Source organism: Yersinia sp. J1 (genome assembly GCF_050586585.1).
GTDB lineage: Bacteria > Pseudomonadota > Gammaproteobacteria > Enterobacterales > Enterobacteriaceae > Yersinia > Yersinia entomophaga.
Genome location: NZ_JBOBDP010000054.1, coordinates 1 through 965, shown reverse-complemented (window position 1 = coordinate 965; position 965 = coordinate 1). Strand labels below are relative to the sequence as shown.

Genomic DNA, 965 nt, shown 5'->3' with positions numbered 1-965 from the left:
CCGCTACTACGACCCGCAGGCCTGCTGTTACTTAAGTCCGGACCCGATAGGGCTGGCGGGGGGATTAAACTTATACGCGTATGTACCAAATCCATTAACGTGGATCGATCCACTGGGGTTGGCGGGGTGCCATACTCAAAAATATGAAGTAGGAACTTTTGATGATTTACAGCGGCGTTCAAAAGTTGGTGATGGATTAGATATTCACCATGTTACTCAGAAACACCCTGCAGGCCAGGTTATATCTGGTTATGACCCAAAGACTGCACCATCAATGGCTGTTCCGAGAGCTGAACATAAATTAATACCAACAACTAAAGGTACTTTTACAGGAACGCCAAGGGATTTATTAGCGAAAGATATACGAGATCTTCGTAACTATACCAATGCACCACCTTCAGCCATTAAAGATCTTATCAGGCTCAATAAAGAAATGTTCCCTGAGGCGTTTACTAAATTAAGGTAAGTTAAATGGATGCTAATAAGTTTGTAGATATATTAAACCTTGTTGTTAAAGATGCCGCGGTAGAAGATATAATATCTATACTGGAATCCCCACCAGGTAAAAAGCCATCAAAGGAACTGGTTGATTTATCCGGCTTTTATAATTCACAGGCCGATGAGGCTAAAGAATTTATAAAACAGATAATCAAGCTTGTTGCCGATGATGCTTTATTCGGTATGCTATGTGTTATCGATGGCGTTCGTGCTATAGAGGATGATGAAAATAAAGGGGAGTTGGTTTTGACTTATCAGAAAGATAATGAATTGTCTGTCGTGTTAAACGAAGATAAAGATTTGCACGATATATACAACGCCAATTAGACTAAAGCCGGGAAGATCCTCTTTAGTTCTTCTCGGCTTTTTTATCTGTTGTTACGCTAATATATTACCCTGCTGAGTCCTAATCACCACCTTGCCAGGCATCACGCTGATCGCCAGCGGTTCCCGGTCAGGCCACACTA

2 protein-coding genes are annotated in these 965 nt (G+C 41.7%); both read left to right on the top strand.

Annotated elements, in window-relative coordinates:
* On the top strand, nt 1-466 hold a 466-nt coding region (locus tag ACQ4OC_RS19590; RefSeq protein ID WP_430971567.1), incomplete at its 5' end, for an RHS repeat-associated core domain-containing protein.
* Nucleotides 467-471: 5 nt separating this feature from the next.
* Nucleotides 472-825, top strand: coding sequence for a hypothetical protein (locus ACQ4OC_RS19585; protein ID WP_064512405.1), 354 nt, complete (start codon nt 472-474; stop codon nt 823-825).
* Nucleotides 826-965 lie beyond the last annotated feature (140 nt).